The organism is Parvibaculum sp., assembly GCF_039680535.1.
Lineage (GTDB): Bacteria > Pseudomonadota > Alphaproteobacteria > Parvibaculales > Parvibaculaceae > Parvibaculum.
Window position 1 is genome coordinate 27,109 of sequence record NZ_JBDKSS010000022.1, and the last position, 25,677, is coordinate 52,785.

The 25,677-nt window shown below is 64.0% G+C and carries 23 protein-coding genes; 11 read left to right on the forward strand and 12 right to left on the reverse strand.

All coding sequences use genetic code 11. The annotated features are described in order from the left end of the window. From bamA to lpxB, 7 genes are all read left to right on the forward strand, one after another. Entirely contained in the window at positions 1–2,343 is a 2,343-nt protein-coding gene (gene bamA, locus ABFC66_RS14175) for an outer membrane protein assembly factor BamA (protein WP_346741613.1), read from the forward strand. A 122-nt stretch (positions 2,344–2,465) separates the two neighbouring features. Further along, positions 2,466–3,056: an OmpH family outer membrane protein gene (locus ABFC66_RS14180; RefSeq protein ID WP_346741614.1), complete on the forward strand. Its 591-nt coding sequence runs from the start codon at positions 2,466–2,468 to the stop codon at positions 3,054–3,056. 46 nt (positions 3,057–3,102) lie between these two features. Further along, positions 3,103–4,170 (forward strand): UDP-3-O-(3-hydroxymyristoyl)glucosamine N-acyltransferase, encoded by a 1,068-nt coding sequence (gene lpxD / locus ABFC66_RS14185; RefSeq protein ID WP_346741615.1) that lies wholly within the window; start codon positions 3,103–3,105, stop codon positions 4,168–4,170. A gap of 45 nt (positions 4,171–4,215) precedes the next feature. Further along, positions 4,216–4,698, forward strand: a complete 483-nt coding sequence (gene fabZ, locus ABFC66_RS14190) for a 3-hydroxyacyl-ACP dehydratase FabZ (RefSeq protein ID WP_346741616.1) — start codon at positions 4,216–4,218, stop codon at positions 4,696–4,698. Next, positions 4,695–5,483 (forward strand): acyl-ACP--UDP-N-acetylglucosamine O-acyltransferase, encoded by a 789-nt coding sequence (gene lpxA, locus ABFC66_RS14195; protein WP_346741617.1) that lies wholly within the window; start codon positions 4,695–4,697, stop codon positions 5,481–5,483. Before fabZ ends, lpxA begins: the two co-directional genes overlap by 4 nt. Before the next feature lie 24 nt (positions 5,484–5,507). Continuing rightward, positions 5,508–6,383 carry a UDP-2,3-diacylglucosamine diphosphatase LpxI gene (gene lpxI / locus ABFC66_RS14200; RefSeq protein WP_346741618.1) on the forward strand — a complete coding sequence of 292 codons (876 nt, stop codon included), beginning with the start codon at positions 5,508–5,510 and terminating at the stop codon, positions 6,381–6,383. Further along, the gene (gene lpxB / locus ABFC66_RS14205; RefSeq protein WP_346741619.1) at positions 6,380–7,561 is read left to right on the forward strand and encodes a lipid-A-disaccharide synthase; all 1,182 of its coding nucleotides are present in this window, start codon (positions 6,380–6,382) and stop codon (positions 7,559–7,561) included. Before lpxI ends, lpxB begins: the two co-directional genes overlap by 4 nt. Positions 7,562–7,621: 60 nt before the next feature. On the opposite strand, the gene gltA is transcribed toward lpxB, so the two are convergent. Both gltA and gltX read right to left on the reverse strand, forming a co-directional pair. Next, complete coding sequence (gltA, locus tag ABFC66_RS14210) at positions 7,622–8,938, reverse strand: citrate synthase (protein WP_346741620.1); 1,317 nt, start codon at positions 8,936–8,938, stop codon at positions 7,622–7,624. 100 nt (positions 8,939–9,038) lie between these two features. Next, positions 9,039–10,463 carry a glutamate--tRNA ligase gene (gene gltX, locus ABFC66_RS14215; RefSeq protein WP_346741621.1) on the reverse strand — a complete coding sequence of 475 codons (1,425 nt, stop codon included), beginning with the start codon at positions 10,461–10,463 and terminating at the stop codon, positions 9,039–9,041. A 246-nt stretch (positions 10,464–10,709) separates the two neighbouring features. Here gltX and ABFC66_RS14220 point away from each other — a divergent pair, with 246 nt between their 5' ends. Further along, positions 10,710–12,905 carry a ComEC/Rec2 family competence protein gene (locus ABFC66_RS14220; protein ID WP_346741622.1) on the forward strand — a complete coding sequence of 732 codons (2,196 nt, stop codon included), beginning with the start codon at positions 10,710–10,712 and terminating at the stop codon, positions 12,903–12,905. Here ABFC66_RS14220 and lexA read toward each other — a convergent pair. The 7 genes from lexA to ABFC66_RS14255 all read right to left on the reverse strand — a co-directional run bounded on the left by lexA (position 12,899) and on the right by ABFC66_RS14255 (position 18,777). After that, positions 12,899–13,609, reverse strand: a complete 711-nt coding sequence (gene lexA, locus ABFC66_RS14225) for a transcriptional repressor LexA (RefSeq protein ID WP_346741623.1) — start codon at positions 13,607–13,609, stop codon at positions 12,899–12,901. The two genes, ABFC66_RS14220 and lexA, sit on opposite strands and share 7 nt — an antisense overlap. A 91-nt stretch (positions 13,610–13,700) precedes the next feature. After that, the gene (glp, locus tag ABFC66_RS14230) at positions 13,701–14,912 is read right to left on the reverse strand and encodes a gephyrin-like molybdotransferase Glp (RefSeq protein ID WP_346741624.1); all 1,212 of its coding nucleotides are present in this window, start codon (positions 14,910–14,912) and stop codon (positions 13,701–13,703) included. Beyond that, positions 14,913–15,398 (reverse strand): cyclic pyranopterin monophosphate synthase MoaC, encoded by a 486-nt coding sequence (gene moaC, locus ABFC66_RS14235; protein WP_346741625.1) that lies wholly within the window; start codon positions 15,396–15,398, stop codon positions 14,913–14,915. It lies immediately after the preceding gene. Positions 15,399–15,442: 44 nt separating this feature from the next. After that, entirely contained in the window at positions 15,443–16,294 is an 852-nt protein-coding gene (gene kdsA, locus ABFC66_RS14240) for a 3-deoxy-8-phosphooctulonate synthase (protein ID WP_346741626.1), read from the reverse strand. Positions 16,295–16,360: 66 nt separating this feature from the next. Further along, positions 16,361–17,152 carry an indole-3-glycerol phosphate synthase TrpC gene (gene trpC, locus ABFC66_RS14245; RefSeq protein WP_346741627.1) on the reverse strand — a complete coding sequence of 264 codons (792 nt, stop codon included), beginning with the start codon at positions 17,150–17,152 and terminating at the stop codon, positions 16,361–16,363. Next, entirely contained in the window at positions 17,145–18,173 is a 1,029-nt protein-coding gene (trpD, locus tag ABFC66_RS14250) for an anthranilate phosphoribosyltransferase (protein ID WP_346741628.1), read from the reverse strand. Before trpD ends, trpC begins: the two co-directional genes overlap by 8 nt. A 10-nt stretch (positions 18,174–18,183) precedes the next feature. After that, complete coding sequence (locus ABFC66_RS14255; protein WP_346741629.1) at positions 18,184–18,777, reverse strand: aminodeoxychorismate/anthranilate synthase component II; 594 nt, start codon at positions 18,775–18,777, stop codon at positions 18,184–18,186. A 143-nt stretch (positions 18,778–18,920) separates the two neighbouring features. On the opposite strand from ABFC66_RS14255, the gene ABFC66_RS14260 reads away from it, so the two are divergent. Further along, positions 18,921–19,919: a divergent polysaccharide deacetylase family protein gene (locus tag ABFC66_RS14260; protein ID WP_346741630.1), complete on the forward strand. Its 999-nt coding sequence runs from the start codon at positions 18,921–18,923 to the stop codon at positions 19,917–19,919. Positions 19,920–19,929: 10 nt separating this feature from the next. On the opposite strand, the gene murI is transcribed toward ABFC66_RS14260, so the two are convergent. Genes murI through ABFC66_RS14275 form a run of 3 tightly spaced genes read right to left on the reverse strand, consistent with a single transcriptional unit; the run spans position 19,930 to position 24,167 of the window. Continuing rightward, positions 19,930–20,727 carry a glutamate racemase gene (gene murI / locus ABFC66_RS14265; RefSeq protein ID WP_346741631.1) on the reverse strand — a complete coding sequence of 266 codons (798 nt, stop codon included), beginning with the start codon at positions 20,725–20,727 and terminating at the stop codon, positions 19,930–19,932. Next, entirely contained in the window at positions 20,724–22,235 is a 1,512-nt protein-coding gene (gene trpE, locus ABFC66_RS14270; RefSeq protein ID WP_346741632.1) for an anthranilate synthase component I, read from the reverse strand. The genes murI and trpE overlap by 4 nt, the downstream gene beginning before the upstream one ends. A gap of 33 nt (positions 22,236–22,268) precedes the next feature. Beyond that, positions 22,269–24,167 carry a SurA N-terminal domain-containing protein gene (locus ABFC66_RS14275; RefSeq protein WP_346741633.1) on the reverse strand — a complete coding sequence of 633 codons (1,899 nt, stop codon included), beginning with the start codon at positions 24,165–24,167 and terminating at the stop codon, positions 22,269–22,271. Between the two features lie 235 nt (positions 24,168–24,402). Here ABFC66_RS14275 and tpiA point away from each other — a divergent pair, with 235 nt between their 5' ends. Beyond that, the gene (gene tpiA / locus ABFC66_RS14280) at positions 24,403–25,176 is read left to right on the forward strand and encodes a triose-phosphate isomerase (protein ID WP_346741634.1); all 774 of its coding nucleotides are present in this window, start codon (positions 24,403–24,405) and stop codon (positions 25,174–25,176) included. A gap of 109 nt (positions 25,177–25,285) precedes the next feature. Further along, a complete protein-coding gene (gene secG, locus ABFC66_RS14285) occupies positions 25,286–25,675 on the forward strand; it encodes a preprotein translocase subunit SecG (protein WP_346741635.1) in 390 nt (129 codons plus the stop codon). The last annotated feature ends 2 nt before the right edge of the window (positions 25,676–25,677 follow it).

Genomic DNA, 25,677 nt, shown 5'->3' on the forward strand with positions numbered 1-25,677 from the left:
ATGGGCCAAGTGGCGCGTTTCGGCGGCGTCGGCGCGCTGCTTCTCGCTGTGTGCAGCCTTACGGCATCCCTGCCGGGCATTGCGACCTTTGGCGGTACCGTTTTGGGTGTGACGGCAGTTCAGGCTGCCGAAGCCGAGGGCCCGGTCATCAGGAAGATCGACGTCGAGGGCAATCAGCGCATCGAGCGCGATACGGTCGTCTCCTACATGGCCATTCAGGAAGGCGACGCCTATAGCGCCTCCAAGGTCGATACTTCGCTGAAGCACCTGTTCGATACCGGCCTCTTTGCCGACGTCAACATCCGTCGCGATGGCGACATGCTCGTCGTCTCGGTCGTCGAGAACCCGATCATCAATCGCGTTGCCTATGAAGGCAACAGCGCGATCAAGGAAGAGGACCTCAACAACGAAGTCCAGTTGAAGCCGCGGACGATCTACACGCGCGCCAAGGTTCAAGCCGACGTCACTCGCATCATCGAACTCTATCGCCGCGGCGGCCGCTTTGCGGCGACCGTCGAGCCGAAGGTGATCCGCCTGCCACAGAACCGCGTTGACCTCGTCTTCGAGATCAATGAGGGCCAGAAGACGAAGATCGCGGCCATCAATTTCCTCGGCAACAAGAACTTCAGCGACGGCGATCTGCGCGAAGTGGTTTCGACGAGCGAATCCGCCTGGTGGAAGTTCTTCTCGTCGTCGGACAGCTACGACCCCGATCGCCTGACCTATGACCGCGAGCTTCTGCGCCGCTTCTATCTGTCGAAGGGTTATGCGGACTTCCGCGTCGTGTCGGCCGTGGCCGATCTCAGCCGCGACGATGCCTCCTTCCACATCACCTTCACGGTCGAGGAAGGCGATGTCTACAACTTCGGCAAGGTCGACATCAAGACGAACCTCGAGAAGCTCAACAAGGATGAGCTTCTGGAACTCGTTCAGACAAAGAGCGGCGAGACGTATAACGCCAATCTCATCGACAAGACGGTCGACGCGCTGACCTTTGCGGCTGGTTCGAAGGGCTATGCCTTTGCCGAAGTGCGCCCCCGCGTGCATCGCGACCGCAAGGGCCACGTCGTCGATATCTCCTACAATATTGCCGAGGGACCGCGCGTTTACGTTGAGCGGATCGATATCGTCGGCAACCAGCGCACGCTCGACCGCGTCATTCGCCGTCAGATGAAGCTCGCCGAAGGCGATGCCTTCAACAAGGTGCTGCTCGACAAGTCGGAAAAGAACATTCGCGGTCTGCAATATTTCGCCAAGGTCGATGTGAAGCAGCAGCCCGGTTCGGCGCCCGACAAGACCGTCATCAATGTGGCTGTGCAGGAGCAGTCGACCGGTTCGCTGTCGCTGAGCTTCGGCTTCTCGTCGCTCGACAATGTCGTCGCCGGCGCAGGCCTCAGCGAGCGCAACTTCCTCGGTCGTGGCCTGCAGGTCGGCACGAACGTGTCGCTTGCGAAGCGTCAGCAGTTGATCGAGTTCCATTACACCGATCCCTATTTCCTGGATCGTGACCTCGTCGGCGGTGTCGACATCTTCGGCAGCGAAACGAACTATCAGAGCGAAGCGTCGTTTGACTCGCGCACGCAGGGTGCCGGTCTCCGCTTCGGCTTCCCGCTGTCGGACAACAGCAGGCTGCTGACGCGCTACCAGCTGCGCTTCGAGAGCCTCTTCAACGTCACGAGTACGTCTCCGCTCATCCAGGCGGCAGCCGGATCGCAGACGCGTTCGATCATCGGTTACGACTATTATCTCGATCAACGCAACGATCCGGTCATTCCGACGGGCGGTTGGGACTTCCTGCTCAGCCAGGACTTTGCCGGTGTCGGTGGTTCCGTGAGCTACCTGTCGAGCCAGGTCCTTGTGCACAACTATTACAAGCTGGCCGAGGACTACACGCTGACTCTGCGCGCAGACGTCGGTTACATCCAGGGCATCGGGCAGAACGTGAAGCTCAATGACCGCTTCTTCAAGGGCGGTCAGGATTTCCGTGGTTTCAAGTCGGCCGGCATGGGTCCGCGCGATCTGACCACGGATGACGCCATTGGCGCCAACGGCTATGCGTTCGGCACTGCGGAAGTCAGCTTCCCCAACGGCCTGCCCGAGGCGCTGGGCATCTCGACCAGCCTGTTCACGGATTTCGGCATCGTCGGTGGTGCGAGCATCGACAGCGGACTTGCCGGTTCGGACGTGTACAAGACCAACTATGCGCCGCGCGTTTCGGCCGGTCTCAGCGTCAACTGGAAGTCGCCGTTCGGCCCCGTTCGCCTCGACTTCGGTCAGCCCTTCGTGAAGGAAGACTACGACAAGACCGAAATCTTCCGCTTCAGCGCAGGCACACAGTTCTAGTACGAGTCAGGAGCGCGATCTCGATGGGGTGTCGGGATCGCGCTTTTTCCAGAGAAAAGCCGGGGGTAACCCGGTATCAGCAACCGTCTTCGTTCCAGGATTTCAAAAGGGTATCCCTGATCATGAAGTTCCATCGTTTTGCCAAGCGTGTGCTTGCTGCCTTGGCGTTTGTTTCCATCGCGACCGCCGCCACCGTGCCTGCCGCTTCCGCCGCTGGCCCGGCGGTTATCCTGATCGTCAATACGCAGCAGATTTTCAACGAATCGAAGGTCGGCCAGAGCATCCGCACCCAGCTTCAGGATCAGGCGAAGAAGCTTCAGGCGGAAGACAAGAAGGGTTCGGAAGCGCTCCAGGCGGAAGCCAAGAAGCTTTCCGAGCAGCGGTCGCTCCTCAGCGCCGATGACTTCAAGAAGAAGGTCGCGGCCCTCGAGAAGAAAGAGGCCGATCGTCAGGAGAAGATGCGTGCAAGGGGCGACGCACTTCAGCTCGGCGTCAACAAGGCGCGCGCAGAGGTTGAGGCCGCCATTCGTCCGATCTTTGCCGATATCATGAAGAAGAACGGCGCGACGCTGCTTCTCGACCAGTCGGTCGTGCTGGCAGGTGGCGTGGATCTCGACGTAACGGCAGAGGCCCTGAAGGCCCTCGACGCCAAGGTTACGAAGATCGACGTCAAGCCGATCTCGCCGGCCGAAGCCAAGAAGGCCGCGCAATAATCCAGTGAAGAAAGGTCCCGCGCAAAGCGCGGGGCATGTGGTGACAATGGCGGATTCTCGTTTCTTTGCGAATAAAGGACCGTTCGCACTTGGCGAGATCGCCACGCGCGTGGGAGCGGAGCTGGGACCCAATGCCGATGCAGCGCGTCGGATCGGGGACATAGCTTCGCTCGACGCCGCGGGCCCCACCGATCTCAGCTTCCTCGACAATCCGAAATATGTGGACGCCTTTGCCGCTACCTCGGCGGGCGCCTGCCTCGTTCATCCCCGCTTCGTCGGCCGTGCTCCCGCCGGGCTTGCGCTGCTCGTGACCAAGGAGCCCTACCGGGCTTACGCGTTGGCGAGCCAGCTCTTCTATCCAGACGAGGTACGCGGCGCGGATACCTTTGGCGAACCCGCTACGGTTCATCCGCGAGCGGTCGTTCACCCCAGTGCGAGCATCGGCGCTGGCGCGACAATCGAGCCGGGCGCGGTGATCGGCGCCGGTGCCGAGATCGGCAGCGGCACGGTCGTCGGTGCCAACGCGGTGGTATCGAAGGGCTGCACCGTCGGACGCAATTGTTTCATCGGCCCCAATGTCACGATCAGCCATGCCCATATCGGTGATCGCGTGATGCTGCATCCTGGCGTCGCGATCGGTCAGGATGGCTTCGGCTTTGCCATGGGATTCCCTCGGCATGAAAAGGTGCCGCAGCTCGGGCGCGTCATCATTCAGGACGATGTGGAAATTGGCGCCAATACCACCGTGGACCGCGGAGCCGGGCCGGACACGGTCATTGGCGAGGGAACCAAGATTGATAATCTCGTACAGATCGGACACAACGTAACGACCGGGCGGGGCTGTGTGATCGTCTCGCAGACGGGCGTTTCCGGCAGCGCGAAGCTTGGCGATTTCGTGGTGCTTGCGGCGCAGGTCGGTGTGACCGGGCATCTGACCATCAATTCGGGCGTTCAGATCGCCGCGCGCAGCGCCGTTATTCACGACGTGCCGGCGGGGCAGAAATATGGCGGCGTACCCGCGAGGCCGGTTCGCGAATGGCAGCGGGAACTCGTCGCCATCAAGAATCTCGGCAAGCGCCGGAAGACGGACGAACCCGCGGGCGATGCGAGTTAGTGAGGAAGAACAAGCGGCGCAAGCCGTGCGAGAGGGAATGAGATAATGAGCGATGCGGAAACGGTAACCGAAGTTCTCGGCAGCGCGGACATCAAGCGGGTGATGGAGCTTCTTCCTCACCGCTATCCCATGCTGATGATCGACCGGATTATCGACATGAAGGGCAGCGAGTCGGCCACGGGCATCAAGAATGTGTCGGCCAATGAACCCTTCTTTCAGGGGCACTTTCCCGGTCATCCCGTGATGCCCGGCGTACTCATTGTCGAGGCCATGGCGCAGACCGCTGGCGCGCTGGTACTGAGCGGGCTTGGCGCCGATGCCGAAGGCAAGATCGTCTATTTCATGACGATCGAACGCGCCCGATTCCGCAAGCCTGTGCAGCCGGGCGATGTGCTGAAGATTCACGTTACCAAGATTCACAGCCGCGGCCCCGTCTGGAAGTTCAGCGGCGAAGCGAAGGTCGACGGCGCGCTCGTTGCGGAAGCCGAATACAGCGCCATGATCGTCGATCAGGCATCGAAAGCATGACGAATATCCATCCGACAGCCATCGTTGATCCCAAGGCGGAGCTCGACCCGAGCGTGAAGGTCGGGCCCTACAGCATCATCGGGCCCGATGTGAAGCTTGGGCCTGACGTCGTGCTGCATTCGCATGTCGTTCTTGCCGGACGGACGACCATCGGCGCCCGGACGCAGATTTACCCTTTCGCCTCGATCGGCCAGCCGCCGCAGGATCTCAAATATCATGGCGAGCCGAGCACACTTGAGGTGGGTACGGACAATCTCATCCGCGAATATGTGACGATGAATGCCGGCACCGAGGGCGGCGGCATGGTGACCCGCATCGGCAGTAATAATACGTTCCTTGCCAGCGCCCATGTCGGTCATGATTGCATCATCGGCGATCACGTCATCCTGTCGAATACGACGCTGCTTGCCGGCCACTGCCGCGTGGCCGATTACGTCATTTTCGGTGGCGGTTCCGCCGTGCATCAGTTCGTGCGTATCGGCAAGCATGCCTTCATCGGCGGTGCGAGCGCGGTCGAGAGCGATATCATTCCCTTCGGTCTCGTTGTCGGAAACCGAGCCCATCTGATGGGGCTCAATCTCGTGGGTCTGAAGCGGCGTGGCTTTTCGCGCGAGCAGATCAATGCGATGCGCGATGCCTTCGGCCAGATATTCGGGCAGGAAGGGGCGCTGCGCGATCGTGTTGCTGCGGTGGCCGAGCGCTTCGCCGACAATGCGGATGTAATGGACATTGTGAACTTCATTCAGGCCGATGCCGATCGTCCGCTCTGCCTGCCACGCCACTGACGAGACTTCGTTGAGGCACGCGGCATGAGTTCGTCTGCCAACAGACCGCGAAAGCTTGGAGTTGCTGCCGGCGGCGGTCCGCTGCCTCTGGCGGTGGCCGATGCCGCCCGGGCCGCGGGGCGAGAGGTCTTCATCGTGGGCGTAAAGGGCGCGGCAGGGCCGGACATCGAACGCTATCCGCATGGATGGGTGCGGGTTGGCGCGATGGGGCGCTTCCTCAAGCTCTTCAAACAGAATGGCTGCGAAGACGTGGTCATCATCGGGCCGATGACGCGGCCGACGCTGCGCGACATTGTGCCGGATTTTCGCGGGCTGCTTCTTCTGCCTCGCTTCATCAAGCGAATGAAGACGGGTGACGACGCGCTCTTGCGCGGCGTCGTGGAGTTCCTGGAGGAAAACGGCATTCGCGTCGTCGGCGCGGAAACCATTTTGCCGAGCCTGCTTGCTTCCACGGGTCTGTTGAGCAAGGCTGTTCCAACCCCGTCGCAGGAAGCCGATATAGACGCTGCAATTGCCGCTGCTCGCAAAATCGGGGCGCTCGATATCGGGCAAGGCGCCGTCGTCTGTCGCGGCCATGTGCTCGCGCTCGAAGACATAAAAGGAACGGATGCGATGCTTGGCCGTGTTGCCGCCATGCCGCCGGAAGGCCGGGGCTCGGAGATCGCGCGCGACGGTGTGCTGGTCAAGCTGCCAAAACCGGCACAGGAGCGCCGCGTCGATCTGCCGACCATCGGTGTACGGACGGTTGAGCGCGCCGCTGCCGCCGGGCTTGCGGGCATCGCCGTCGAATCGGGCGGGGCCATTGTAGCGGATGCGGAGGGCGTGGCGCGCAAGGCCGATGAACTCGGCCTCTTCGTGCTGGGTTTCCCGCATGCGCGCACATTGGGCGTGAAGCCATGAAGGACGACGCAACCATCCCGCACATCATGCTCGTCGCGGGCGAGCCTTCGGGCGACGCCCTTGGCGGCGAGCTGATGGAGGCTCTGAAGGAGTTGCGGCATGGCGCGGTGCGGATCACCGGCGCAGGCGGGCCGAAGATGATCGCTCAGGGCCTCACCTCCATTTTCCCCATGTCGGACACTTCCGTGATGGGGCCGCGCGAGGTCATTCCGCGCCTGCCGCTGATCCTGCGGCGCATGCGCGAGACGGCGGACTTTGCCGTGCGCGAGCAGCCCGATGTGCTGGTCATCATCGACAGCCCGGATTTTACGCATATGGTGGCGAAGCGCGTTGCGAAGCGTGCGCCGGATATTCCGATTGCGAATTATGTCTCGCCGAGCGTCTGGGCGTGGCGGCGCGGCCGCGCGCGGGCCATGGCCAAATATGTGAAGCGCGTGCTGGCCCTGCTTCCGTTCGAGCCGGATTTCTTTCGTGCCGAGGCCAATCTCGACTGCGTCTATGTCGGCCATCCGGCCATCGAACGCCTGCCTGTGGAGGGCAGCGGCGAGGCGTTCCGAAAGGCGCGCGGAATGACGCCGGACCAGCCGATGCTGCTCGTCCTTCCCGGCAGCCGCACCAACGAAGTAAAGCGCCTGATTGCCGATTTCGGCGCGACGGCGGCGCTGTTGGCGCGCGACTATCCCGGCATCAGATTCGTCCTGCCGACCGTGCCGCATGTCCGGCATCTGGTGGAGGAGGGCGTGAAGAGCTGGTCCGTTCCCGTCGAGCTGATCGATAGCGAGGATGAGAAGCGCGCAGCCTTCGATGCGGCGACGGCGGCGCTCGCGGCGTCCGGTACGGTTTCGCTCGAACTCGGCCTTGCCCGTGTGCCGATGGTGATTGCCTACAAGATCGATCCGATCGCGGCCTGGTTCGTCTCCGGTCTGCTCAAGGTGCCGTCGGTCGTCGTGGTCAATCTTATTCTCGACCGGCCGTCGGTGCGCGAGTTTCTGCAATATGCGGCGAAGCCCGCCGCTCTTGCCGCGGCGTTGAAGCCGCTTCTGCGTGACACGCCCGAACGCAGGCGCGCGCTTGCCGATCTCGATGAGCTTCGCGACATCATGGGCGTGGGCGGCGACCGGCCAAGCCTCCGCGCGGCGCGGGCGGTGCTCGAGATGCTGCCGCCAAGGCTCAGATAGACTCAAAAGAAAAGAGGCGCCCCAAGGGGCGCCTCTGGCATTTCCGGTCGGTTCGACTGCTTACTTGCGCTTGTCGAACGAAACGTAATCGCGACGCGGGGCGCCGGTGTAGAGCTGGCGCGGACGGCCGATGCGCTGGTCCGGATCCTCGATCATCTCGTTCCACTGCGCGACCCAGCCGACGGTGCGGGCGAGCGCGAAGAGAACCGTGAACATCGTGGTCGGGAAGCCCATCGCCTTCAGCGTGATGCCCGAATAGAAGTCGATATTCGGATAGAGCTTCTTCTCGATGAAGTAGCTGTCGCTGAGAGCGATCTTTTCGAGTTCGATGGCAACGTCGAGCAGCGGATCGTCCTTGATGCCCAGGACCTGGAGCACTTCGTGGCAGGTCTTCTGCATCACGCGGGCGCGCGGGTCGTAGTTCTTGTAGACGCGGTGGCCGAAGCCCATCAGGCGGAAGGGATCGTTCTTGTCCTTCGCCTTGTTGATGTACTCCGGGATGCGGTCGACGGTGCCGATTTCGCGCAGCATTTCGAGCGCGGCCTCGTTCGCGCCGCCATGCGCCGGGCCCCAGAGGCAGGCGATGCCGGCCGCGATGCAGGCGAAGGGATTGGCGCCCGACGAACCGGCGAGACGCACGGTCGAGGTCGAAGCGTTCTGCTCATGGTCGGCATGGAGGATGAAGATGCGATCCATCGCGCGGGCGAGGATCGGATCGACCTTGTACTCTTCGGCGGGAACCGAGAAGCACATGTGCAGGAAGTTTTCGGCATAGCCGAGGCTGTTCTTCGGATAGACGACCGGCTGGCCGACCGAATACTTGTAGGCCATGGCGGCAATGGTCGGGATCTTGGCGATGAGGCGACGGCTCGCGATCATGCGCTGCACGGGGTCATTGATGTCCGTGGAGTCGTGATAGAAGGCCGAGAGCGCGCCGACCATGCCGCACATGATCGCCATGGGATGGGCGTCGCGGCGGAAGCCACGCAGGAAGAACTGCATCTGCTCATGAACCATGGTGTGGTTCGTGATCGCGCGATCGAATTCCTTGAATTCGGCCGAGGTCGGCAGTTCGCCGTTCAGCAGCAGGTAGCAGGTTTCGAGGAAGTTGCCCTTTTCGGCCAGCTGCTCGATCGGATAGCCGCGATAGAGCAGCACGCCTTCTTCGCCGTCGATATAGGTGATCTTCGACTCGCAGCTCGCCGTCGAGGTGAAGCCGGGGTCATAGGTGAAGTGGCCCGTCTGACCGTAGAGCTTGGAGATGTCGATGACGCTCGGGCCGATCGAGCCGGGGACGACAGGATATTCGTAATTTTTATTGTCGACGGCGAGAGTCGCGAGCTGCTTCGCGCCACCTTCTTTTCCGTTTTTCGTCATACTGTCCTGCCTGTCCTTTGCTGGTTTGCCGAACCGGGCGGAGAGCCACGATCCAGCCATTGTTGAACATCTTATTTGGCTGCTTGCGCTTGCGCGAGCGTCAGGCAGCCTGATCCTTGATCCTTCCAAGCGCTTCCTCGCGGCCGAGGGTCGCCAGGACATCGAAAATGGGCGGTGAGACGGAGCTGCCCGTAGCGGCGGCGCGAAGCGGCTGCGCGACCTTGCCGAGCTTGAGGCTTTCCGTTTCGGCAAAGCTGCGCACGGCGGCCTCGATATCGCCGGCAGCCCAGCCCTGAAGCCCTTCGAGCGCGGGGGCGAGGCGCGCGAGCAATGCGCGCGCATCTGCATCCAGCAGCTTCGCCGCGTTGGCGTCGAGCGCAAGCGGCCGTTTGGCGCGCAGGAACTCGGCGCCTCTCCCGATATCGAGCAGCGTCTTTGCGCGCTCCTTGATGCCCGGCATGGCGGCGATGAGCCTGGCGCGGAAGTCCGCCCCGAAATTGCCGCCGTCGGCCCAATGGCCGAGGCGCTGCATCAGGGCGATCGTGTCGTCGGCAAGACGCGTGTCGTCGCCTTCGCGGATATAGTGGCCGTTCAGATTTTCGAGCTTGGCGAAATCGAAGCGCGAGGGCGAGCGGCCGATATGGTCGAGGTCGAACCACTCGATTGCCTGCTCGGTTGAGAAAATCTCGTCGTCGCCATGGCTCCAGCCGAGGCGGGCGAGATAGTTCCGCATCGCTTCGGGCAGATAGCCCATGTCGCGATAGGCATCGACGCCGAGCGCGCCGTGACGCTTGGAGAGCTTTGCGCCGTCCGGTCCGTGGATCAGCGGCACATGGGCGAATTCGGGGATCTCCCATCCCATCGCCGCGTAGATCTGGCTCTGGCGGCCGGCATTGGTGAGGTGGTCGTCGCCGCGGATGATGTGGGTGACGCCCATGTCGTGATCGTCGACGACAACGGAAAGATTGTAGGTCGGCGTGCCGTCGCTGCGGACGATGATGAGATCGTCGAGCTGTTCATTGGCGAAGCGCACGTCGCCCATGACATGGTCGCGGACAATCGTCTCGCCTTCATTCGGCGATTTGAAGCGGATGACCGGCTTCACGCCTTCGGGCGCCTCGGAGGGATCGCGGTCGCGCCAGCGGCCGTCATAGCGAATGGGGAGGCCTTCGGCCTTTGCCTTTTCCCGCATTTCTTCGAGTTCCTGCGGGCTGGCGTAGCAGTAATAGGCCTTGCCCTGTCGCAGCAATTCCTCGGCGACCTCGCGGTGGCGCGCCTGACGCGCGAACTGATAGGTGACTTCGCCGTCCCATTCGAGACCGAGCCAGCGCAGGCCTTCAAAGATTGCGTCGATGGCGGCGTCGGTCGAGCGCTCGCGGTCCGTGTCTTCGATGCGCAGCAGAAACTTTCCGTTGTTCCGGCGCGCATAGAGCCAGCTGAACAGGGCCGTGCGTCCGCCGCCGATATGCAGATAGCCGGTCGGCGAAGGGGCAAAGCGCGTTACGACTTGCTTCGGTTCCGTCATGATCTCCCGTGGTCCCACCTTTCGGGCCACACCCGTGAGGGGTGAACCCAGGCAGGTAGGCAAGGCGATTTATTGTTGGCATGCTGCGATCCGGAGGCGCGACTTTCGGGCATTCGGATCTGCTGCGGGGCAGGGGTTTTCTAGCACATTGCGGCGATGCAACGTAAGCCCGAAGGGGCCGCTTGCCCAAGGGTTTTTGGGTTTTGTTCACGGGCTGTTCGGGGCGTTTTTCGAGTAGGGGGCGGAGTGACGGCCGCGACGGATGCGGAATTGGAAGAGGCCGTGGAAGGGCCTCCGGCGGACGAGGCTTTTTCGCCCCTCCGGCGGGCGTCCGACTATGTCGCCGCATCCTTTTTCGGCGAGACGGACCGGTGGTTTCTGTGGTCCCCGGTGTTGCTCGGCCTCGGAATCGCGCTCTATTTCAGCCTTTCCTTTGAGCCGCCGCTCTGGGCGGCGTTGCTCGCCCTTTCGGCGGCGGGCGGCGGGCTTGCCGTCGCGCTGAGACGGGGAGCGACCGGTGTTCTCGCGGTGGCCATTTTCTGCGTCGTGCTCGGTTTCGCGCTGGCCTGCATCCGCGCGGCGGTCGTTGCGGCGCCTGTCATCCAGAAACCGTGGAATGGCGTGATCGAGGGGCGCGTCGTTGAGGTCGAGCGAACGGAAAAGGGCGCTCTCGCCGTCACGCTTGAGCCGCTTTCGATGGACCGCGTTGCGCCTGCCGACATGCCGGCGAAGGTGCGATTGCAGGTCCGCTTCCCCGACGCGGTGATCGAGCCGGGCGAGACGATCCGGGTGCGGGGAAGGCTCATGCCGCCGCCGGAACCGGTGGAGCCCGGCGGATTCGACTATGCGCGGCAGGTCTGGTTCGATGGGTTGGGCGGCGTCGGCTTCGCATTTGCGGCGCCGGAGCGCGTCGCGCCGCCGCCGGAGGACTGGACGACTTCGCTTGCGCGGTTGCGGCAGGCCATCACGGCTCGCGTACAGAGCGGCATCGGCGGCGCTTCGGGCGCGATTGCGGCGGCGCTCATCACGGGCGAGCAGCGCGCCATTCCGGACTGGGCGGCGGAGGATTTGCGCAAGGCGGGCCTTGCTCACGTGCTGTCGATTTCCGGCCTTCATATGGTGCTATTCGGCGGGTCGCTGTTCTGGCTGTTGCGCGCGGGCCTGGCCCTCGTGCCTGCCATCGCGCTGCGCTATCCGATCAAGAAATGGGGCGCGGCGGCGGCGCTCGTCGGGTCCACGGGCTATCTCCTCATCTCGGGCGCGGAGGTCGCCACGCAGCGCTCATGGATCATGATCGCGCTGATGTTCGTTGCGATCATCTTCGATCGGCCTGCGCTCAGTATGCGGAATGTCGCCTTGGCCGCGCTGCTCGTGCTCGCCTGGCAACCCGAGAGCCTGCTGGGAGCCAGCTTTCAGATGTCGTTTGCCGCGGTCGTCGGTCTTATCGCCTGTTACGAGAGCCCGCTGGTGCAGCGTTTCACGGCCATGAATGAAGGCAGCGATGGGTTCCTCTTTGGTAGCCTGCGCTTTGCCTTCAACTATGTCGCGGGGGTTCTCGTCACGACCACGATTGCGGGCTTCGCGACGGGCGCCTATGCCGCCTTTCATTTCGATCGCATCGCGCTTTACGGCATGGCGGGAAATCTCGGCGCGCTGCCGATTGTCAGCGTTCTGGTCATGCCCGCCGCGCTGGCGACGATGGTTCTGATGCCGTTCGGTGCGGAGGCGCCGGCGCTTTGGGTGATGGGCAAGGGCGTCGAGGGCATGCTTTGGGTCGCGCATGAGGTGGCCGGATGGCGGGGTGCCGATCGCCTCGTCGCATCCGCGCCGATGGCGTCGCTGGCATTGCTGACTCTGGGCGGATTGTGGCTGTCGCTGTGGCGCGGGAGCTGGCGCTTCGCCGGCATCGCGCCGATGGCACTGGCCCTCGCGCTCTGGGGCTCGCCTGCCCGGCCCGATCTTCTGATCGCTCCCGATGGAAGGCTTGCGGCGCTGCGCGGTAAGGATGGCCTGCTTCATCTGACCGCGAAGCGTTCATCCTATGCAGCCTCGCAATGGCTGCGGCACGATGGCGATACACGGGAGCCGTCGGATGCCGTCGGATCGCCGTATCAGGGGTGCGACTCAGCGGGATGTATCTGGCATGAGCCGGGACGACCGCTGGTCGCTTTTTCGGAAGGACCGGAGGCGCTTGGCGATGATTGCGTAAGGGCAGACGTCGTGATCTCGATGGTACCCGTGGCGCGGCAGATACGCGCGACTTGTCATGCACGGCTGGTCGTCGATCGCTTCGATCTCTGGCGGGGCGGCGCGATAGCGATCTACTACGGCTCGGATGGAACGATGAGAATGGAGACCTCGCGCGAGGCGCGCGGCCGCCGTCCCTGGGTGCAGCGCCAGTTCACCGCAAAGTCACGGGATGAAGGTGCCGCCGATCAGTAGCGGCGCAGCAGCCCGACGAGCTTGCCCTGAACCTTCACACGATCCGGCCCGAAGATGCGCGTTTCATAGGCGGGATTTGCCGCCTCAAGCGCGATGGAATCGCCCTTGCGGCGCAGGCGTTTCAGCGTTGCTTCCATGCCGTCGACAAGCGCCACGACGATCTCGCCGCTATTGGCTGTATCGCAGCGCTGAATGAGCACCGTGTCGCCATCGAGAATGCCGGCCTCGATCATCGAGTCGCCCTTGACCTCGAGGGCGTAATGCTCGCCCGAGCCAAGCAGCGTCAGCGGCACAGCGACCTGATGGCTTTCCTCCTGCAGCGCCTCGATGGGCGTGCCGGCGGCGATGCGGCCCATGACGGAGAGCGTGATCGTGTTTTCCGGCTGGTGGGCGGGCTGAAGGTCGCGGCTGAGCGCCTTTCCGCGGCTGCCTTCGATGACGCTTGGCGAGAAGCCCTTGTTGCGCGAGATCGAGAGACTCGGCGAGGCGGACTCGGGCAGTTTCACGATCTCGAGCGCACGGGCGCGATGCGCAAGGCGGCGGATGAAGCCTCGTTCTTCCAGCGCGGTAATGAGGCGATGGATGCCCGATTTGGACCGCAGATCCAGCGCGTCCTTCATTTCATCGAAGCTCGGAGACACGCCCCCCTCCTTGATGCGCTCATGAATGAACATCAGGAGTTCGTGCTGTTTGCGTGTGAGCATGCTTTCGGGCCCCAAATATGGAACAAACCATAAACCTTGCTACACGTTCTAGTTTGGTTCCCATCGGGCGTCAAGAGCTTCTGTGGATAAATCAGAACCGAAGCGGCAGGACCTCGACGAGCGCTCCGGCTTCCGCGGCGGGTGCGTGAGGCGGGCGCACGATCAGGCAATCGGCGGCCGAGAGCAGCGAGAGCATGGAGCTGTCCTGCTTCGGAAAGGGCGTCGCGACGGGAAGTTCGCCCGGCACATGGTCGATGCTGGCGCGCAGATAGTCCTCTCGCTGGTCGTTCGCTGCGAGCGGCGTAGCGAGGCGAGCCGGGACGGTTCGAGGTGCGTGCCCCTCGCCGCCGGCAAGCCTGGTCAGCGCGGGCACCAGGAAAAGCAGGGCGCAGACCTGCGCCGAAACGGGATTACCCGGCAGGCCCAGCATGGGAATGTTGCGGTAGCGCCCGAACATCAGCGGCTTTCCGGGGCGCATGGCGATACGCCAGAAATCGATGTCGAGCCCATCTTCCGCGAGCGCCGACTGGACGAGATCGTGGTCGCCGACGGAGGCGCCGCCGAGAGTCACGAGCATGTCGGCGCCGATGGCCTTGCGCGCGGCCGCGCGGATCGCCTCGCGCCGGTCGGGCGCAATGCCAAGATCGAGAGGAACGCCGCCCGCTTCCACGATGAGCGCCGCGAGCCCGTCATTATTGGACGAGACGATCTGGTTGGGGCCGATGGGCATGCCCGGCCGCACCAGTTCGTCGCCTGTCGAGAAAAAGGCGACGCGTGGGCGTCGATGCAGAAAGAGGCTCGGCTGGTTCATCGCAGCGGCAAAGGCAATGTCGGCAGGCGAGAGTTTTCGCCCGGAAACGAGCCCGGTCGCGCCTTCCTTGAAGTCGAGGCCTGCGCGGCGGATATTCCGTCCGGGTACGGCGCTTTCACGCGCGATGACGATATCGCCATAGCGCTCGGTATCTTCCTGAATGACGATGGCGTCGGCGCCCTGCGGCACGGGGGCGCCGGTGAAGATGCGCACCGCTTCGCCTTCGCCGAGGGTGCCGTCATAAGCGCCGCCCGCAGGCGCTTCGCCGACGACGCGGAGCCGCGCCGGCACGCTCGCCACATCGGCGGCGCGGACCGCATAGCCGTCCATGGCCGAGAGATCGGCAGGCGGCTGGGTTCGCCGCGCGACGACATCTTCCGCGAGAACACGGCCAGCCGCGTTGGCAAGCATCACCGGCTCCGCCGCCGTGGGCGTCAGCATGGCCAGAATGCGTGCGCGGGCTTCCGCGACGGGGATCAGGGCTTGCGCCATTTACTTCGCCTTATAGATGCCGGACTTGCCACCCGCCTTGTGCGTGAGGCGGATGTCCTCGATCCGCATCGAGCGGTCCACGGCCTTCGCCATGTCGTAAATCGTGAGGCAGGCGACGCTTACCGCTGTCAGCGCTTCCATTTCGACGCCCGTCTGGCCGGAAAGTTTCACCGTCGCTTCGACTTCGATGCAGTTCCTTTTTGCGTCGGGTTTGAAATCGACCGAAACCTTCGATATGGCGAGCGGATGGCAGAGCGGAATGAGGTCGGCGGTTTTCTTCGCGGCCATGATGCCGGCGAGCCGTGCGACCTCGAGCGCATTGCCTTTGGCGAGACCGCCACCGGTGATAAGGGCAAGCGTCTCCGGCTCCATCAAGATGCGGCCCCTGGCTGTCGCCGTGCGCGCCGTCACCTTCTTGGCCGACACGTCGACCATGCTGGCGCGGCCTTTGGCGTCGAGATGGGTGAGTTTCTTCTTGCCCGTCAATTTCCAAGCCTCCGGTCGTTGCGCCCGCGCGCAGGGCGCTTCTATCAGGCGGCGGCCGCCTTGATCGCCTTCAGAGTGGCCAGCAGCTTCGCAGCACCGTCGAGCGGCAGGCAGCTCGGGCCATCGCAGAGAGCCTTGTCGGGCTCGGGGTGAAATTCGAGGAATACGCCATCCGCGCCTGCCGCGACGGCAGACTTGGCGATGATCGACACGCCTTCGCGACGACCGCCCGTTGACGCGCCGCCCGTGCGCGGATCGGCGCCCGGTAGCTGCACGGCATGCGTTGCGTCAATGGTGACGGGAACGCCGAGCTTCTTCATTTCGCTGAGGGCCAGCATGTCGACGACGAGATTGTTGTAGCCGAACGAAGAACCGCGCTCGCAAAGCATGGTGAAGTCCGCGCCGTCTGTCGCTTCCTTGATCTTGGAGACGATGTTCTTGCAGTCCCAGGGGGCGAGGAACTGCGCCTTCTTCACATGGAGAAGGCCGCCCGCCTTGTGCGTCGCGCGCGCGGCGGCTACCACGAGGTCCGTCTGGCGGCAGAGAAAGGCCGGGATCTGCACGATGTCGGCCACCGCCGCGACGGGCTCGGCCTGATAGACTTCGTGAAGATCGGTCGCGATCGGCACGTTGAATTCGGCCTTCACGGTGGCGAGCATTTCGAGGCCCTTTTCGAGGCCGGGCCCGCGATAGCTCTTGATCGAGGAGCGGTTCGCCTTGTCGAAGCTCGCCTTGAAGATGTAGGGCAGGCCGAGTTCGGCGGTCACGGCTTTCAGATGCCGCGCGACATCGAAGGCGAGCTTCTGATCCTCAAGCACGTTCAACCCGGCGATGACGACCAGCGGCTGTCCGTCGCCGATCGCGATATTCCATTTGTTCAGCTTGAGCACGGTCATGGCGGATACCTTTGGGGCCGTTGCGGCGGAGAGTGATGACGTAACGCGAACGCTACCGGGCAAACATTATTTCTGCAGCAGGGCGCGCGTCGCAGCCTCGACGTCGTCCTGCCGCATCAGGCTCTCGCCGACGAGATAGGCATAGACGTCCGATCGGGCGAGGCGGGCGAGATCGGCAGGTGTGAAGATGCCGCTTTCGCCGATGACGAGGCGATCCTTCGGAACGCGGGGCGCGAGCTTTTCGGTCGTCGCCAGCGTCACTTCGAAGGTGCGCAGATTGCGGTTGTTGATACCGACGAGCGGGCTCTTCAGCATGAGCGCGCGGTCGAGTTCCGCCTCGTCATGGACCTCGATGATCGCGTCCATGCCCCATGCGAGCGCCGCGTCTTCGAGGTCGCGCGCCTGCGCATCGGAGACCGATGCCATGATGATGAGGATGCAGTCGGCACCCATCGCGCGGGCTTCGGCCACCTGATAGGTGTCGTAGAGGAAGTCCTTGCGGATGACAGGCAGCGAAACAGCCGCGCGGGCGGCAGTCAGAAATTCCGGGCTTCCCTGAAAGGAGGGTCCGTCGGTGAGCACGGAGAGGCAGGCCGCGCCGCCGCGTTCATAAGCGCGGGCCAGCGCAGGCGGATCGAAATGCGCGCGGATGAGCCCCTTGGATGGGCTTGCCTTCTTGATTTCGGCGATCAGCGCATATTCCCTTGCCGCGACCTTGCGCGACAGCGCCGCCGCGAAACCTCGCACCGGGCTCGCCGCGCGGGCCGCTGCCTCGACATCGCCGATAGGGCGGGACTTCTTCGCCGCCGCGATCTCTTCGAGCTTGTATGCGCCGATCTTTTCGAGAATGTCAGCCATTCGCCGGTTTCCCATTGGAGACGGCGACGAGACGCGCCAACACTTTCTTTGCCGCGCCGCTGTCGATGGCGTTTGCCGCAAGCTTCGCGCCTTCAGCGAGCGTCGCGGCCTTGCCCGCGATGATGAGCGCAGCGGCGGCATTGAGAAGAACGATGTCGCGATAGGCGCCGGGCGCGCCGTCCAGCAGCGCGACAATGGCCGCAGCGTTATGGGCCGGATCGCCGCCGCGCAAGTCTTCGAGCGTCGCGCGCGAAAGTCCCGCTTCCTCCGGCGTCACCTCGAAGGTGCGGATCTTTCCGTCGTTGACCTCGGCGACATAGGAAACGCCCGTGGTCGTGAGCTCGTCGAGACCATCAGAACCATGCACGACCCAGGCGCGGTGCGAGCCGAGGTTACGAAGCGTTTCCGCGAAGGGCTCGACCCAGCGCGGCGCGAAGACGCCGATGCTGTGATGCTTCACGCTTGCCGGATTGGCGAGCGGCCCGAGCAGGTTGAAGATCGTGCGCGTACCGAGTTCGGCGCGCACCGGCGCGACATGGCGCATGGCGGAATGATGCACCGGGGCGAACATGAAGCCGATGCCTGCTTCTGCGATGCAGCGAGCGATGGCGTCGGGCTCGATGTCGAGATTGACGCCAAGCGCCATCAGCGCGTCCGCAGTGCCGGATTTCGACGACGCGGCGCGGTTGCCGTGTTTCGCCACCGGCACGCCAGCCGAGGCGACGACGAGCGACGTCGCGGTAGAGATGTTGTAGGTCTGCGCGCCGTCGCCGCCCGTGCCGACAATGTCGATGGCATCGGCGGGCGCTTTTACGGCGAGCGCCTTCTGGCGCATGACGCGGGCGCCGGCGGTCAGCTCGTCCACCGTCTCGCCACGCACACGCAGCGCCATGAGGAAGCCAGCCATCTGGGCCGGCGTCGCCTCGCCCGACATGATGATCGAGAACGCCGCTTCGGCCTCGTCGGAGGCAAGCGGCAGGCCGCTGGCAACCTTGCCAATGAGTGACTTGAAATCGCCCATGCGAATTCCCTCAGGCGAGCGCGCGCGTTTTCACGCCCGTGATCTCGAGGAAGTTGCGCAGAATGTCGTGGCCATGTTCGGTCGCGATGCTCTCCGGATGGAACTGTACGCCGTGAATGGGAAGCTCCTTGTGACGAAGCCCCATGATGACGTCATCGGACGAAGTGGCCGTCACTTCGAGAACCGAGGGGAAGGTCGTCGGATCGATGGTCAGCGAGTGGTAGCGCGTCGCCTGAAGCGGGCTCGGCAGGTTGCGGAAGACGCCCTTGCCGGTATGCGCGATCGCGTCGACCTTGCCATGCATGAGCTTGGGCGCGCGGATGATCCTGCCGCCGAAGGCCTGGCCGATCGCCTGATGGCCGAGGCAGACGCCGAAAAGTGGAATGCGCTCGTCCGCAGCCGCCTTGATGAGATCGAGGCAGATGCCGGCCCGGTCCGGATCGCAGGGGCCCGGCGAGATGACGATGGCTTCAGGCCGCATGGCGACGGCTTGCGCGACCGACAGCTTGTCGTTCCGGTGAACCTCCGTCTCCGCGCCGAGATCGCCGAGAAACTGGACGAGGTTGTAGGTGAAGCTGTCGTAATTATCGATGAGGAGCAGCATGATTAACCCACTGGGCGGTAAAAATACCGCACTTTGTAGTCTTATAGGCCGTGGGAGCGGAGCGGGGCAAGGCGTGCCGCTTTACGGCCCGCGTCGAGCCATGCTCGTATCCCTCCAATATAGGGTCTGAGTCGCAGGGTTGCATGCCGTATCGGAAAGTTTTCAAGCGTATCAAGAAGCTATGGGCGGATCCTGAAATCCGGCGTGATGCGCTTGTTGGCGTGCTTTCCGTCGTTCTGGCGACAGGCCTTGCGCTTTACTGGCGTTCGGGCGCGAGGCCGGAGCGCCCGGCCGCTGGGTCGAAGGCGCCCGTGGTGCTCCGGGAGGCGCCGCCGCCGGCCGTCGCCGTACCTCCGCAGGCCGTGCTTGTGCCGAAGCCGCCCGCCGCGCCACCGGCGCCGCCCAGACATGTGGTCACCGAGCCGCCGGCCTGGAAGCGCAATGCGGTCGTGCCCTCCGCCGAGCCCAAGGGGCCAATGATCGCCATCGTCATCGACGACATGGGCGCGAACCGCAAGGGCACCGAGCGGGCGATGGGCCTGCCGGCCCCGATCACCTTCGCCTTTCTGCCTTACACCCGGAACGTGGCGTCTTCGGTGAAGCTTTCGCGAGAGCGAGGGCATGAAATCCTCGTCCATGTGCCGATGGAGCCCGTGGGCAAGGACGATCCCGGGCCGCATGCCCTGCGCGTCGGCGAGACGGACGATCAGCTCAAGGCCGATCTCGCCTGGTGCCTCGATCAGTTCGGCGGCTATGTCGGCATAAACAATCACATGGGCAGCCGCTTCACTTCCGATGCGAAGGGCATGGCCCTCGTCATGGCGACGCTGAAGGATCGCGGTCTCATGTTCCTCGACTCGCGCACCTCTGCCCAGACGCAGGCCGCCAATGCCGCGCGCGCCGCAGGCTTGCCGACCGTTTCGCGTGACGTCTTTCTCGACAATGACGAGGAGGGAGGCGAGGTCAAGGCGGAGCTGAGCCGCCTCGAGCAGATCGCGCTCAAGCATGGCGTCGCAATCGCCATCGGGCATCCGCATCCCATCACGCTCGACATGCTCGAAAAATGGATTCCGGACGCGCAGGCGCGCGGCTTCACGCTGGTGCCGCTGACGGCGGCGCTGAAGCACCGCGAAGCGAGTTGAGCCGCACGGGTTAGCTGCCCGGATTCAGGCCGTCGCTTTCGAGAAGCGCGGCAAGGCGCGGTGGAACGGGCCTGCCGCTGGTGAAGAGCGCGACGCTCTCGCCATCGGGGCCGGGAATCTTTCCGTCGAGCACGGCGACGAGCCGCCGCGCAATCGCGGGGGCGGGGTCGAGCCACGTCACGGGCCATGGTGCGACCGCATTCATTTCGTCGATGAGGAACGGATAATGCGTGCAGCCGAGCACGACGATGTCCGTGCGCTTGCCGTCGATCTCCACGAAACAGGGCGCGATTTCCTCGCGGATGACTTCGCGGTCGATGGCCTGTCCGCGCAGAAGATCCTCTGCGATGCTGGCAAGGCGCGGCGCGGCGACGAGCTGCACCTTTGCCGACTGCGCGAAGCTCTCGATCAGCTTGCGCGTATAATCGCGGGCGATGGTCGCAGGCGTCGCGAGAACCGCGATGACGCCCGTTTTCGTCTGCTCGGCGGCGGGCTTCACGGCGGGAACTGTGCCGACGAAGGGAATGCTGAACCTTTCGCGCAGCGGCGGCAGGACGAGCGTTGACGCGGTGTTGCAGGCGATGACCACGGCGGCGGGATCGTGTGTTGCAATCAGCTCGCCCATCAGCCGCACGATATGCGCGCTGAGTTCGTCTTCCTTCCAGTTACCATAAGGGAAGGCCGCGTCGTCGGCGACATAGACGAGGCGTTGCGTCGGCATGAGTTTGCGGATTGCGGCAAGCACGGAAAGTCCGCCAATGCCTGAGTCGAAGACGAGGACAGGCTTGCCCCCGCTGCCGCCGCTCACTGCCGTCTCCCGCCTCTCGACGCGTAGCGCACCGCCTCTTCAGCGGCCCGGAAGAGCGCCTTGGCCTTGTTGACCGTCTCCTGATACTCGCCTTCGGGCGTCGAGTCCGCGACGACGCCGCCGCCCGCCTGAACATACATCTTGCCATCCTTCACGATGGCGGTGCGGAGCACGATGCAGGTATCCATGTCGCCTGCGGCCGAAAAATAGCCGACGCAGCCTGCATAGGCGCCGCGCTTGTCGAGTTCGAGCTCGTCGATGATTTCCATCGCGCGAACCTTCGGCGCCCCGGACACGGTGCCGGCCGGGAAGCCCGCGATCAGCGCCGCGATGGCGTCGTAATGCGGGTCGAGATCGCCTTCGACATTGGAGACGATGTGGATCAGGTGCGAGGTGTACTGGAGGGCGAATTTCTCCGTTGCCTGCACGGAGCCGATCTTCGAGACGCGGCCGACATCGTTGCGGCCGAGATCGAGCAGCATCAGATGCTCGGCGCGCTCCTTCGGATCGGCAAGCAGTTCCTCGCCGATGGCGGCGTCTTCGCTAGCGCTCTTGCCGCGATGGCGTGTGCCGGCAATCGGACGGATGGTGACCTTGTTGTCGCGCACGCGCACCAGGATTTCCGGGCTCGACCCGACGATCGAGAAATTCTCGAAGTTGAGGAAATAGAGATAGGGCGACGGGTTGATGCGGCGGAGTGCCCGGTAGAGCGAGAAGGCGGGCAGGGTGAACGGCGCTTCGAAGCGCTGGGACAGCACGACCTGGAAGATGTCGCCGGCGGCGATGTATTCCTTCGCCTTGCGCACCATGTCGAAATAAGTTTCTTGCGGCGTGTTCGACTGCGGCGCGGGCATGTCGGCGGCGGTGTCCGCCTGATCGACATGGGGCAGCGAACGATCGAAATCGGCGACGACATCGGTGAGCCGTTCGCCCGCACGGGCATAGGCGGCGCGCGCATTGAGGCCGGGTTCCGGACGCACCGGCGTCACGATCGTCACTTCGTCCTTCACCGAGTCGAAGACCGCAATGATCGTCGGGCGGAGGAAAAGACCATCGGGCAGGCCGAGGCGGTCCGGGTTCTGGTTCGGAAGATTCTCGATCAGGCGGATCGTGTCATAACCCATATAGCCGAAGACGCCCGCCGCCATGGGCGGAAGATCTTCGGGCAGGTCGATGCGGGATTCGGCGATCAGCGCGCGCAGCGAGGCGAGCGCGCCCGTGCCGCAGGGCTCGAAGCTCTGCGTGTCGATGAGGGCGCGGCGGTTGATCTCCGGCTTGTCGCCCTGCGTCCGCCAGATCACATCGGGCTTCAGCCCGATGATCGAGTAACGGCCGCGCGTGTCGCCGCCCTCGACCGACTCGAGCAGAAAGCTGTTCGGGCGGCTGTCCGCGATCTTGAGCATCGCAGAGACGGGCGTTTCGAGATCGGCGACGAGCCGCGTCCAGACGACCTGCGCCGCGCCGGAATTGTAGATGCGCTCGAAGTCCGCGAAGGCAGGTAGAATCATGACGGCACCGGCAGGTTTAGTAAAGGACAGGCACTATTGCGCGCTGTCCGACGCGAGTGTGCGCTCCAGGAGCGTTGTGTTGACGTCGACGCCGAGCTTCTTTTCCAGCGCAGCGATATAGGTCGTGATCATATCGGTCTGGAGAGCATCGCGAACGTCGTCGCTGATCTTCTTGTAATCCGCCGACTGACGATCGGGCTTGGGATCGGAAACCGATTTGACCTGCATGACGAGCAGGCTGTCGCCGAGGCCGACCGGGCCATAGGCGAGCCCGCCCTGCGGCGCGGCAAAGATGCGCGTCACGGCAATGCGCGAGAAGGTATCGCTCTCGGAGAAGCGCTTGATCTCGGGCGAGGTGAGGGGCGTGCGGCCGACCGAGGCCGCGAGCTTGTCGAAGCTCTCGCCCTTGTTGCCGCGCTCGACCAGCGACTGGGCCAGCGCGTCGAGATCGGCTTTGCGCTTCTCGGCTTTCCAGAGCTTGATGACGTCGGCGCGGACCTTGTCGAGAGGCTTCACCTCCGCCGCCTTCACGCCATCGACGCGCAGCCAGTAGTAGCCGCCATTGCCCGTGTCGCCGGGCGGAATCTGATCGCCTTGCTCACTCCTGAAGACAGTCGTCAGCATGTCCTTGTATTCGGGGAGGCCGGCGATCTTGCCGCCGTCCGCGGTGAGACCCTTTTCGGTGACGCCTGTGAACTTGACGGTCTTCAGGCCGTTCTTCGCCGCAATGTCCTCGATGCTCGCGCCACCGGCGCGGGCGTCCTCGATGCCGTTCTGAACGTCGTAGACTTGGCTGCTCGCCTTTTCATTGGCGAGTTCGGTGCGAAGCTTGCTCTTCACGTCTTCGAACCTGCTCGCCTTGCCGGGCTCGATGGCGGTGACGTGCAGAATGACCGTGCCGAGCGGGCCCTGAACCGGGGCGCTGTATTCGCCAGCCTTGAGAGCGAAGGCCGCGTCGGCCACGGCGGGCGAAACCATCTGGTCGCGGGTGACCACGCCGAGAGCCACGTCGGCGGGCGTCAGGCCGATTTCGGAAATGATCTTGTCCAGCGCTTCGCCCTTCTTGAGGCGGGCGTCGGCGGCCTCGGCGGCCGCCTTGGTCGCAAAGGGAATCTGATCGACGGTGCGCTTCTCGGGAATATCGAATTCGCTGCGGCGCTGCTCATAGGCCTTGGCGAGCTCGTCGTCGCTGATCGAGATCGACGCTGCCAGATCGGCTGGCGTCAGCGTCATGATCGTGAAGTCGCGCGTCTCGGGCTGGGTGAAGTGGATCGCGGCCTTCTTGTGATATGCCTCGAGCGTCTTCTCGTCCGGGTCCTTGATATCGCCGACGACGCTCGGGGGCAGGATGATGTAGGAGGCGACGCGCGTTTCCTGCTGGAAGGTAGAAATCGCGTCGAGCAGGGTCGAGGGGGCGTCGATGCCGCTCATCAGAACATCGCTGAGCTGCGCGCGCTCGATAAAGGCGCGGCGGTCGGCAATGAAGGTCTTTTCGGTCAGCCCGATGCGCTGCAGCGCCATTTCGAACGCCGCGCGGTCGAATTTGCCAAAGCTGCCCTGGAGATTCGGGTCGGCGGCAATGTCCTTCGCCACGGCTTCGTCGCTGGCGGCGAGGCCCAGGCCCTTCGCGCCGGCGTCCAGCGCCGCGAGCGCGATGAGACGCGTCAGCGAAGCCTGCGCGACGCCATAGGTCCGCGCCTGCTCGCGCGTCAGCGGCTGGCCGAGGCGCTGCGCCATGGCCTTGGTCTGGTTCTCGAATTCGCGCTCGAATTGCTTGAGCTTGATGTCGGTGTCGCCAACCCGGGCGACGGAGTCCGACGAATAGCCGCGGAAAATATCCGCAATGCCCCAGATGCCGAAGCTGAAGACCAGAAGGCCCATCAATAGCTTCGCAACCCAGCTGCCGGCGCCTCTCCTCAGGGTATCAAGCATTGGTCGGTTTTCCGTTTTTTTGAAGGATGGGCCGGTTCTGGAGGACCGGCCGGGGCCGGCCGTTCCTGGGAGCGCGGCATGATAGGTGCGGGTCCTTTATCCCGCAAGCGGGCAGGGGGCGCTTTCCGTTTGATTTTCCTTGTGAAAACGCGTTGGCGAGGCGGCGTCACTCTGGTAAATCCGCGGGCGGCCCATTTACGAGTTCGGTGGGACGTCCAAAGGCGGGAATCAAGTCATGGCAGCAAAGAATAAAGCACCGCGCGTAAAGGCGCTGGTGGCAGGCAACTGGAAGATGAATGGCCTCAAAGCCTCTAAGAAAGAGGTTTCGGGCCTTGCGCGGCTGCTGGCCAAGGCAAAGCGCATCCGCTGCGACGTCCTCGTCTGCCCGCCGGCCACGCTGATTCCCCTCCTGAAGGATGAAGCCAGGGGCTCGAAGATCGCCATCGGCGCTCAGGATTGCCACGCCAAGGTGTCGGGCGCCCATACGGGCGACATCAGCGCGGAAATGCTGAAGGAGGCCGGCGCCTCCTATGTCATCGTCGGCCATTCCGAGCGCCGCGCCGACCACGGCGAGACGGATGCCGTGGTCCGGGCCAAGGCCGAAGCCGCGCATCGGGCGGGCCTCGTCGCCATTGTCTGCGTCGGTGAAACGGAAGCGCAGCGCGATGCCAGGGAGACACTGAAGGTCATCCGCGGCCAGCTCAAGGGCTCGCTGCCGGCCGATGCGACGGCGAAAACCACGGTCGTCGCCTATGAGCCCGTCTGGGCCATCGGCACCGGCCGGACGCCCACCGCGCAGGACGTGGCCAAGGTCCATGCCGCCATCCGCGACGCCCTGGTGAAGCGCTTCGGCGACGAGGGCGCCGCCATGCGAATCCTCTATGGCGGCTCGGTGAAGCCCTCCAATGCCGCGGAACTCATGGGCGTCGAAAACGTCAATGGCGCCCTGGTCGGCGGCGCGAGCCTCAAGGCCGAGGACTTTTTCGGCATTATTTCGGCATATATCTGACCGGGCGCCGCGGGACTGGAAACCCGGGCCCGCATGCGCTACAAACCGCCCCGTCGGCTGGCCCAGACAGGGGCAGGCCCGTTATGAACAGATTGGATTCCGACCCGTCATGACCACCGTCCTCCTCATTATCCATCTGATGGTTGCGGTGGCGCTCGTCGCCCTGGTGCTGCTTCAGCGCTCGGAAGGCGGCGCGCTGGGCATTGGCGGCGGTGGCGGCGGCCTGATGACGGGCCGGGGCGCGGGCAACGTGCTCACCCGGGCAACCGCAATTGCCGCGGCGATCTTCTTCGCGACCAGCCTGTCGCTGGTGGTGATCGCTTCGCGTGGCGGTTCGAGCAACTCGGTTCTCGACAAGATTTCGAACGTGCCCGTGACCAATCAGGGCCCGGTCGTTCCGGCGCCGCTGGGCTCCGATCTCGACAAGGCGACGAAGCCGGTCCAAAACGGCACAGTTCCGGCGGCACCGGCTCAGCCGAGCGTTCCACGCGCACAGTAAAA

Bases quoted from the DNA above. Each gene is read 5' to 3' on its own strand.
- bamA (WP_346741613.1), top strand. From the start codon at position 1: ATGGGCCAAGTGGCGCGTTTCGGCGGCGTCGGCGCGCTGCTTCTCGCT.
- ABFC66_RS14180 (WP_346741614.1), top strand. From the start codon at position 2,466: ATGAAGTTCCATCGTTTTGCCAAGCGTGTGCTTGCTGCCTTGGCGTTT.
- lpxD (WP_346741615.1), top strand. From the start codon at position 3,103: ATGGCGGATTCTCGTTTCTTTGCGAATAAAGGACCGTTCGCACTTGGC.
- fabZ (WP_346741616.1), top strand. From the start codon at position 4,216: ATGAGCGATGCGGAAACGGTAACCGAAGTTCTCGGCAGCGCGGACATC.
- lpxA (WP_346741617.1), top strand. From the start codon at position 4,695: ATGACGAATATCCATCCGACAGCCATCGTTGATCCCAAGGCGGAGCTC.
- lpxI (WP_346741618.1), top strand. From the start codon at position 5,508: ATGAGTTCGTCTGCCAACAGACCGCGAAAGCTTGGAGTTGCTGCCGGC.
- lpxB (WP_346741619.1), top strand. From the start codon at position 6,380: ATGAAGGACGACGCAACCATCCCGCACATCATGCTCGTCGCGGGCGAG.
- gltA (WP_346741620.1), bottom strand. From the start codon at position 8,938: ATGACGAAAAACGGAAAAGAAGGTGGCGCGAAGCAGCTCGCGACTCTC.
- gltX (WP_346741621.1), bottom strand. From the start codon at position 10,463: ATGACGGAACCGAAGCAAGTCGTAACGCGCTTTGCCCCTTCGCCGACC.
- lexA (WP_346741623.1), bottom strand. From the start codon at position 13,609: ATGCTCACACGCAAACAGCACGAACTCCTGATGTTCATTCATGAGCGC.
- glp (WP_346741624.1), bottom strand. From the start codon at position 14,912: ATGGCGCAAGCCCTGATCCCCGTCGCGGAAGCCCGCGCACGCATTCTG.
- kdsA (WP_346741626.1), bottom strand. From the start codon at position 16,294: ATGACCGTGCTCAAGCTGAACAAATGGAATATCGCGATCGGCGACGGA.
- trpC (WP_346741627.1), bottom strand. From the start codon at position 17,152: ATGGCTGACATTCTCGAAAAGATCGGCGCATACAAGCTCGAAGAGATC.
- trpD (WP_346741628.1), bottom strand. From the start codon at position 18,173: ATGGGCGATTTCAAGTCACTCATTGGCAAGGTTGCCAGCGGCCTGCCG.
- ABFC66_RS14255 (WP_346741629.1), bottom strand. From the start codon at position 18,777: ATGCTGCTCCTCATCGATAATTACGACAGCTTCACCTACAACCTCGTC.
- ABFC66_RS14260 (WP_346741630.1), top strand. From the start codon at position 18,921: ATGCCGTATCGGAAAGTTTTCAAGCGTATCAAGAAGCTATGGGCGGAT.
- trpE (WP_346741632.1), bottom strand. From the start codon at position 22,235: ATGATTCTACCTGCCTTCGCGGACTTCGAGCGCATCTACAATTCCGGC.
- ABFC66_RS14275 (WP_346741633.1), bottom strand. From the start codon at position 24,167: ATGCTTGATACCCTGAGGAGAGGCGCCGGCAGCTGGGTTGCGAAGCTA.
- tpiA (WP_346741634.1), top strand. From the start codon at position 24,403: ATGGCAGCAAAGAATAAAGCACCGCGCGTAAAGGCGCTGGTGGCAGGC.
- secG (WP_346741635.1), top strand. From the start codon at position 25,286: ATGACCACCGTCCTCCTCATTATCCATCTGATGGTTGCGGTGGCGCTC.